The 9,170-nt window shown below is 63.5% G+C and carries 4 protein-coding genes; all 4 read left to right on the plus strand.

Annotation, left to right across the window (positions count from 1 at the left end; all coding sequences use genetic code 11):
• The coding region (locus BFP96_RS18410; protein WP_065936767.1) for an MdtA/MuxA family multidrug efflux RND transporter periplasmic adaptor subunit at positions 1-1,108 on the plus strand (1,108 nt) is incomplete at its 5' end.
• The gene (locus tag BFP96_RS18415; RefSeq protein WP_065893191.1) at positions 1,105-4,206 is read left to right on the plus strand and encodes an MdtB/MuxB family multidrug efflux RND transporter permease subunit; all 3,102 of its coding nucleotides are present in this window, start codon (positions 1,105-1,107) and stop codon (positions 4,204-4,206) included. The genes BFP96_RS18410 and BFP96_RS18415, both read left to right, overlap by 4 nt.
• Complete coding sequence (locus BFP96_RS18420; protein ID WP_065936768.1) at positions 4,203-7,310, plus strand: efflux RND transporter permease subunit; 3,108 nt, start codon at positions 4,203-4,205, stop codon at positions 7,308-7,310. Before BFP96_RS18415 ends, BFP96_RS18420 begins: the two co-directional genes overlap by 4 nt.
• Entirely contained in the window at positions 7,307-8,848 is a 1,542-nt protein-coding gene (locus tag BFP96_RS18425) for an efflux transporter outer membrane subunit (RefSeq protein ID WP_083216659.1), read from the plus strand. Before BFP96_RS18420 ends, BFP96_RS18425 begins: the two co-directional genes overlap by 4 nt.
• Positions 8,849-9,170 lie beyond the last annotated feature (322 nt).

Here is a 9,170-nt window from a genome sequence, read left to right on the forward strand (position 1 = left end):
GGTGCCGGTGCGCGTGGCGCCGGCGGTATTGGGGGAGTTCCCGGTGTACTACAAGGCCCTGGGCACGGTGACCGCGCTCAACACCATCAACGTGCGCAGCCGGGTGGGCGGTGAGCTGGTGAAGATTGCCTTTGAAGAGGGGCAAATGGTCAAGGCCGGCGATTTGCTCGCCGAGATCGACCCGCGCAGCTACCAGAACGCCTTGCTCCAGGCCCAGGGCACGTTGCTGCAGAACCAGGCGCAGTTGAAAAACGCCCAGGTCGATGTGCAACGCTATCGCGGCCTGTACGCCCAGGACAGTATCGCCAAGCAGACCCTGGACACCGCCGAAGCGCTGGTCCTGCAATACCAGGGCACGGTCAAGACCAACCAGGGCGCGGTCGACGATGCCAGGCTCAATCTTGAATTCACCAAGATCCGTGCGCCGATTGCCGGTCGCGTCGGTTTGCGTCAGCTCGACGTCGGCAACCTGGTCGCCGCCAACGACACCACAGCCCTCGCGGTGATCACCCAGACCCAACCGATCAGCGTGGCCTTCACCCTGCCGGAAAACACCCTGGACACCGTCCTCACCCGTTATCACGCCGGCAACAAGCTGCCGGTGGAAGCCTGGGACCGTGGCGACACGAAAAAGCAGGCGGTGGGCGTGCTGCAGAGCCTGGACAACCAGATCGACGTGACCACCGGCACCCTGAAATTCAAGGCGCGTTTCGATAACAAGGATCAGGCGCTGTTTCCCAACCAGTTCGTCAATGTGCACTTGCTGGCCGACACCTTGCACAACGTGGTGCTGGCACCGTCCGCCGCGATCCAGTTCGGTAACAGCGGCACCTTTGTCTACAAGCTCGATGGCGACAACAAGGTCAAGGTCCAGCCGCTGGTGGTGGGTGATACCGATGGCGACAACACCGTGATCAAGCAAGGTCTGGCGGCGGGTGATCGGGTGGTCATGGAAGGCACCGACCGTCTCAAGGACGGCAGCGAAATCGAAGTGGTCAACGACAGCAACGAAGTGCCGACCACGCCGACCGAACACCTGCAAGGCAAGCCTGCGGCGAAAGGGGAGACCGGTACTGACGCCGGCAAGGCGCAAAAGGTCGGCGCATGAACCTGTCGCGCCTGTTTATCCTGCGGCCGGTCGCCACCACGCTGAGCATGCTCGCCATCGTGCTGGCCGGCCTGATCGCTTACCGCTTGCTACCGGTTTCGGCCTTGCCCCAGGTGGATTACCCGACCATTCGGGTGATGACGCTGTACCCCGGTGCCAGCCCCGACGTGATGACCAGCGCGGTCACTGCGCCGCTGGAGCGCCAGTTCGGGCAGATGCCCGGCCTGACCCAGATGGCCTCCACCAGTTCGGGCGGGGCGTCGGTACTGACCCTGCGCTTCAACCTCGACATCAATATGGATGTCGCCGAGCAGCAGGTGCAGGCCGCGATCAACGCCGCCACCAACCTGTTGCCCAAGGACTTGCCGGCGCCGCCGGTGTACAACAAGGTCAACCCGGCGGACACCCCGGTGCTGACCCTGGCGATCACCTCCAAGACCATGCTGCTGCCCAAGCTCAATGACCTGGTCGACACGCGCATGGCGCAGAAGATCGCGCAGATCAGCGGCGTCGGCATGGTCAGCATCGCCGGCGGCCAGCGCCAGGCGGTGCGCATCAAGGTCAACCCCGAGGCCCTGGCGGCCAATGGCTTGAACCTGTCGGATGTGCGCACCCTGATCGCCGCGTCCAACGTCAACCAGCCCAAGGGCAACTTCGACGGGCCCACGCGGGTGTCGATGCTCGATGCCAACGACCAGTTGGTATCCCCAGAGCAATATGCCGAACTGATCCTGGCCTACAACAACGGCGCGCCCTTGCGCCTCAAGGACGTGGCGCAGATCGTCGACGGCGCCGAAAACGAGCGCCTGGCCGCCTGGGCCAACGAAAACCAGGCCGTGCTGCTCAATATCCAGCGCCAGCCGGGCGCCAACGTGATCGAGGTGGTGGACCGTATCAAGGCCCTGCTGCCGAGCATCACCGACAACCTGCCGGCGGGCCTGGACGTGACGGTGCTCACCGATCGCACCCAGACCATCCGCGCGTCGGTCAAGGATGTGCAGCACGAATTGCTGATCGCCATCGCCCTGGTGGTGATGGTGACGTTCCTGTTCCTGCGCCGGGTCAGCGCCACGATCATTCCGTCCATCGCCGTACCGCTGTCGCTGGTCGGCACCTTTGGCGTGATGTACCTGGCGGGGTTCTCGGTCAACAACCTGACATTGATGGCCCTGACCATTGCCACCGGCTTTGTGGTGGACGACGCCATCGTGATGCTGGAGAACATATCCCGTTATATCGAGGAAGGCGAGACGCCCATGGCCGCCGCGCTCAAGGGCGCCAAGCAGATCGGTTTCACCCTGATTTCCCTGACCCTGTCGCTGATCGCCGTATTGATCCCGCTGCTGTTCATGGCCGACGTGGTCGGGCGCCTGTTTCGCGAGTTTGCCATTACCCTGGCGGTGGCGATCCTGATTTCCCTGGTGGTGTCCCTCACGCTCACGCCGATGATGTGCGCACGCTTGCTCAAGCGTGAACCGAAGGAAGAAGAGCAGGGCCGCTTTTACAAAGCCAGCGGCGCCTGGATCGATTGGTTGATCGATGCCTACGGGCGCAAGCTGCAATGGGTGCTCAGGCACCAGCCGCTGACCCTGCTGGTGGCCATCGCCACCCTGGGCCTTACGGTGGTGCTGTACCTGGTAGTGCCCAAGGGCTTCTTTCCGGTGCAGGATACCGGGGTGATCCAGGGCATTTCCGAAGCGCCGCAGTCGATTTCGTTTGCCGCGATGAGCCAGCGCCAGCAGGAACTGGCAAAGATCATCCTGGCCGATCCGGCGGTGGAAAGCCTGTCCTCCTACATTGGTGTGGACGGTGATAACGCCACCCTCAACAGCGGTCGCTTGCTGATTAACCTCAAGGCCCATGGCGTGCGCGACTTGAGCGCGGTGCAGGTGATCGCTCGCCTGCAACCGGCCATCGACAAGCTGGTGGGTATCCGCCTGTTCATGCAGCCGGTGCAGGACCTGACCATCGAAGACCGCGTCAGCCGTACCCAGTATCAATTCAGCATGTCCTCACCGGACGCCGAGTTGCTGGCGCTGTGGAGCGACAAGCTGGTGCATGCCCTCGGCCAGTTGCCGGAACTCACCGATGTGGCCAGCGACCTGCAGGACAAGGGCCTGCAGGTGTACCTGGTAATCGACCGCGATGCCGCCTCGCGCCTGGGCGTCAGCGTCTCGACCATCACTGACGCGCTCTATGACGCCTTCGGCCAGCGGCAGATTTCCACCATCTACACCCAGGCCAGCCAGTACCGCGTGGTGTTGCAGGCCCAGTCCGGCGAAACCCTCGGCCCGGCCGCGCTCAACCAGATCCATGTGAAGACCACCGACGGCGGCCAGGTGCGGCTGTCGAGCCTGGCCCATGTGGAGCAGCGCCAGGCGCAGTTGGCGATTGCCCATATCGGCCAATTCCCGGCGGTGATGATGTCGTTCAACCTGGCCCCCGGGGTCGCGCTGGGCAAAGGCGTGGAGCTGATCAACCAGACCCAGAAGGACATCGGCATGCCGGTCGGCGTGCAGACCCAGTTCCAGGGCGCGGCCCAGGCGTTCGAGGCCTCGCTGTCGAGCACCTTGCTGCTGATCCTGGCGGCGGTGGTCACCATGTACATCGTGCTCGGCGTGCTCTACGAGAGTTATATCCATCCGATCACCATTCTTTCGACCTTGCCCTCGGCGGCGGTGGGTGCCTTGCTGGCCTTGCTGCTCAGCGGCAATGACCTGGGCATGATCGCGATCATCGGCATCATCCTGTTGATCGGTATCGTCAAGAAGAACGCGATCATGATGATCGACTTCGCCCTCGACGCCGAGCGCAACCAGGGCCTGGACCCGCAGACCGCGATCTACCAGGCGGCGCTGCTACGCTTCCGGCCGATCCTGATGACCACCCTGGCGGCCTTGTTCGGTGCGGTGCCGTTGATGCTGGCCAGTGGCTCCGGTGCGGAATTGCGCCAGCCTCTGGGCCTGGTGATGGTCGGCGGGTTGCTGGTGAGCCAGGTGTTGACGCTGTTCACCACGCCGGTGATTTACCTGTATTTCGACCGTCTTGGCCGGCGCTGGCGTAAAGAGCCGCAAAGCCTGGAGCCGGTTGAGCCATGAATCTGTCCGGACCTTTCATTCGCCGGCCGGTAGCCACCATGCTGCTGAGCCTGGCGATCATGTTGCTCGGTGGCGTCAGCTTCAATTTGCTGCCGGTGTCGCCGTTGCCGCAGATCGACTTCCCGGTGATCGTGGTGTCGGCCAGCTTGCCGGGCGCCAGCCCCGAGGTGATGGCGTCTACCGTGGCCACGCCGCTGGAGCGCTCGTTCGGCGCGATTGCCGGCATCACCACCATGAGCAGTTCATCGAGCCAGGGCTCCACGCGGGTGATCCTGGCCTTCGATTCCGACCGCGATATCAACGGCGCGGCGCGGGAAGTGCAGGCGGCAATCAATGCGTCGCGCAACCTGCTGCCCAGCGGCATGCGCAGCATGCCCACCTACAAGAAGATCAACCCGTCCCAGGCGCCGATCATGGTGCTGTCGCTGACATCCGACGTGTTGCAGAAGGGCCAGCTGTACGACCTGGCCTCGACCATTCTGTCCCAGAGCCTGTCCCAGGTGCCGGGCGTGGGCGAAGTGCAGATTGGCGGCAGTTCCCTGCCGGCCGTGCGCATCGAGCTGGAGCCCAAGGCCCTCGATCAGTACGGCGTGGCCCTGGATGATGTGCGCAATACCATCGCCAACGCCAACCAGCGCCGGCCCAAGGGTTCCCTGGAAGACAGCGAACGCAACTGGCAGATCCAGGCCAACGATCAGTTGGAAAAAGCCAAGGACTACGAGCCGTTGCTGATTCGCTACCAGAACGGCGCGGCGTTGCGCCTGAGTGATGTGGCGAAGATCAGCGACGGCGTGGAGGACCGCTACAACAGCGGGTTTTTCAACAACGATTCGGCGGTACTGCTGGTGATCAACCGCCAGTCCGGCGCCAACATCATTGAAACCGTGCGCCAGATCAAGGCGCAGTTGCCGGCGTTGCAGGCGGTGCTGCCGTCCAGCGTCAAGCTCAACCTGGCCATGGACCGTTCGCCGGTCATCACCGCCACCTTGCACGAAGCCGAGATGACCCTGCTGATCGCCGTGGCCCTGGTGGTGCTGGTGGTGTACCTGTTCCTGGGCAACTTCCGCGCCTCGTTGATCCCCACCTTGGCGGTGCCGGTGTCGCTGGTGGGCACCTTTGCGGTGATGTACCTGTACGGGTTTTCGCTGAACAACTTCTCGCTGATGGCGCTGATCCTGGCGACCGGCCTGGTGGTGGACGATGCCATCGTGGTGCTGGAGAACATCTCCCGGCATATCGACGAAGGCGTGCCGCCGATGAAGGCCGCGTACCTGGGCGCCCAGGAAGTCGGCTTTACCTTGCTGTCGATGAACGTGTCGCTGTTGGCGGTGTTTCTCTCCATCCTGTTCATGGGCGGGATCGTCACCAACCTGTTCCGTGAATTTTCCATCACCTTGTCGGCGGCAATCATCGTTTCGCTGATCGTGTCGCTGACCCTGACCCCGATGCTCTGCGCACGCTGGCTCAAGCCCCATGTCAAAGGGCAGATGACCGGCTTGCAGCGCTGGAGCCACCGCATCAACGAACGCATGGTCGCCGCCTATGCCACCAGCCTGGACTGGGTGCTGCGCCATCGACGCCTGACCCTGCTCAGCCTGTTGCTGACCGTGGGCGTGAACATCGCGCTGTACGTGGTGGTGCCGAAGACCTTCATGCCCCAGCAGGACACTGGTCAGTTGATTGGTTTTGTGCGCGGGGATGACGGGCTGTCATTCAACGTGATGCAGCCGAAAATGGAAATCTTCCGCCAGGCCGTGCTCAAGGACCCGGCGGTGCTCAGCGTGGCCGGCTTTATCGGCGGCAACAGCGGCACCAACAACGCGGTGATGCTGGTGCGCCTCAAACCGATTGCCGAGCGCAAAATCTCGGCCCAGGCCGTGATCGAGCGACTGCGCAAGGAAGTGCCGCTGGTCCCCGGCGGGCGTCTGTTCCTGATGGCCGACCAGGACCTGCAATTCGGCGGCAGCCGCGACCAGACCAGCGCGCAGTATTCCTACATCCTGCAAAGCGGTGACCTGGCCGCGTTGCGCCTGTGGTACCCCAAAGTCGTGGCCGCCATGCGCGAGCTGCCGGAGCTGACCGCCATCGACGCCCGCGAAGGGCGCGGCGCGGCCCAGGTCACCCTGATTGTCGACCGCGACCAGGCCAAGCGCCTGGGGATCGACATGGCCATGGTCACCTCGGTGCTCAACAACGCCTACAGTCAGCGGCAGATTTCCACGATCTACGACAGCCTCAACCAGTATCAGGTGGTGATGGAGGTCAATCCCAAATATGCCCAGGACCCGATTACCCTCAACCAGGTGCAGGTGATTACCGCCGATGGCGCGCGCGTGCCGCTGTCGACCATTGCCCATTATGAAAACAGCCTGGCCGATGACCGCGTCAGCCATGAAGGCCAGTTCGCCTCGGAAAACATCGCGTTCGACATGGCGCCAGGCGTGACGGTGGAGCAGGGCACTGCCGCCATCGAGCGCGCGATTGCCAAGGTCGGCCTGCCGGAAGACGTGATCGCCAAGATGGCCGGCACCGCCGATGCGTTCGCCGCGACCCAGAAGGGCCAGCCGTTCATGATTCTCGGCGCGCTGGTGGCGGTGTACCTGGTGCTGGGCGTGCTGTATGAAAGCTATATCCACCCGCTGACGATTCTGTCGACCTTGCCCTCGGCCGGCGTCGGCGCGTTGCTGTCCATCTACCTGCTGGGCGGTGAGTTCAGCCTGATCTCGTTGTTGGGGCTGTTCCTGCTGATCGGGGTGGTGAAGAAAAACGCGATCCTGATGATCGACCTGGCACTGCAGCTTGAGCGGCATGACGGCATGAGCCCGCTGGAGTCGATTCGCAGCGCCTGCCTGCTGCGCCTGCGACCGATCCTGATGACCACGCTGGCGGCGATTCTTGGCGCCTTGCCGCTGCTGCTCGGCGCCGGCGATGGCGCGGAAATGCGCCAGCCCCTGGGCCTGACCATCATTGGCGGCCTGGTGTTCAGCCAGATCCTGACCCTTTACACCACCCCGGTGGTTTACCTCTATCTAGACCGCGCGCGCCACCGCTTCAACGCCTGGCGCGGCGTGCGTACCGATGCTGCCCTGGACACTGCGCTATGAATGATTCAACCAACGCGAACCCCACTGTAGGAGCGAGCGTGCTCGCGAAAAACGTGCAGACACCGCGTTCTTCCAAGCTCGGCGCGTTATCGTTGACGACCTTCGCGAGCAAGCTCGCGCCTACAGTGGGGTTGGCGTTGTTGCTCAGCGCCTGCGCCATCGGCCCCGATTACCAGCGTCCGCCCGTGGTCGAACCGGCACAATTCAAGCAAGCCCAGGGCTGGCGCCAGGCCAACCCGAGCGACTCCCTGGCCCGGGGCGCTTGGTGGGAGCTGTACGGCGACCGCCAACTGAACGAGCTGGTGGTGCGCCTCAACAGTTCCAACCAGACCGTCGCCCAGGCCGAGGCGCGTTTCCGTCAGGCCCAGGCACTGGTGCGCAGTGCTCGCGGGGCGTTTTACCCCAGCGTCGACCTGAGCGTCGGTAAAACCCGCGCCAGCCAGGGCACCGGCAGCAGCAGCGCCAGCCTGAGCAGTTCCAGCAGCGGTATTCGCGACACCCTCAATGCGCAACTGGGCGTGAGCTGGGAAGCCGACGTCTGGGGCAAATTGCGCCGTGGCCTGGAGGCCAACGAAGCCAGCGCCGAGGCCAGCACGGCAGACCTGGCGGCGATGCGCCTGAGCCAACAGTCGGAACTGGTGCAGAGCTACCTGCAGTTGCGCGTCATGGATGAACAGACGCGTTTGTTGCAAGCCACGCTGGACACCTACCAGCGCTCGCAGCAGATGACCGAAAACCAGTACCGCGCCGGTGTCGCCGGCAAGGACGCCATCGCCCAGGCGCGAACCCAGCTCAAGACCACCCAGGCCAGCCTGATCGACCTGATCTGGCAGCGTGCCCAGCTGGAAAACGCCATTGCGGTATTGATCGGCGAAGCGCCGGCCAATTTCAGCCTGGCCGTCAGCAAGGACATCCCGGCGTTGCCGCAGATTCCCGTGGGCCTGCCGTCGCAGCTGTTGGAGCGCCGCCCGGATATCGCGTCGGCCGAACGTTCGGTGATTGCAGCCAACGCCAATATTGGTGTGGCCAAGGCCGCCTATTATCCTGACTTGACCTTGAGCCTGGCGGGGGGCTACTCCAGCAGCACCTATGAAGACTGGATCAGCCTGCCGAACCGTTTCTGGTCGGTGGGCCCGAAGCTGGCCATGACGCTGTTCGACGGCGGCCAGCGCTCGGCGGAAGTCGACCGCAGCGTGGCCAGCTATGACGAAACCGTGGCCAAGTACCGTCAGACCGTACTGGATGGGTTCCGCGAAGTCGAAAATTACATGGTGCAGCTCAAGGTGCTGGCCGACGAAGCGGTGGTCAGCAACGAGGCGCTGGAGTCTGCTCGCGAGTCGTTGCGGTTGACCGAGAACCAGTACAAGGCGGGGCTGATTGCCTATCTGGACGTGGTTACCGTGCAGGCAACGGCCCTGAGTAATGAGCGCACGGTACTGAACTTGCTGCAGTCGCGGTTGGTGGCGAGTGTGCAGTTGATTGCGGCGTTGGGTGGGGGGTGGGATGGGAACACCCGTCCGGCCGACCAAGATAAGTAGGGGTAATTCAATCTCGGGATGGCCTATGCTGCTACCCGAATGACACGCTTCGGTCAATGTGGGAGGGGGCTTGCCGATGGCGGCCTCAGAGCCGACCAGGATGTTGGATCGATCCCGGTCCAAATGTGGGAGGGGGCTTGCCCCCGATGACGGCCTCAGAGCCGACCAGGATTTTGGATCGATCCCGGTCCAAATGTGGGAGGGGGCTTGCCCCCGATGGCGGCCTCAGGGCCGACCAGGATGTTGGATCAGACCGAGTACATATCCGTTTCTGCGGTAACGGCCACTTAGGGTTCCGCCCTGACGGCGGCTCACTTTTGAA

It is taken from the genome of Pseudomonas sp. 34 E 7, from assembly GCF_900005715.1.
GTDB classification, from domain to species: Bacteria; Pseudomonadota; Gammaproteobacteria; order Pseudomonadales; family Pseudomonadaceae; genus Aquipseudomonas; species Aquipseudomonas orientalis_A.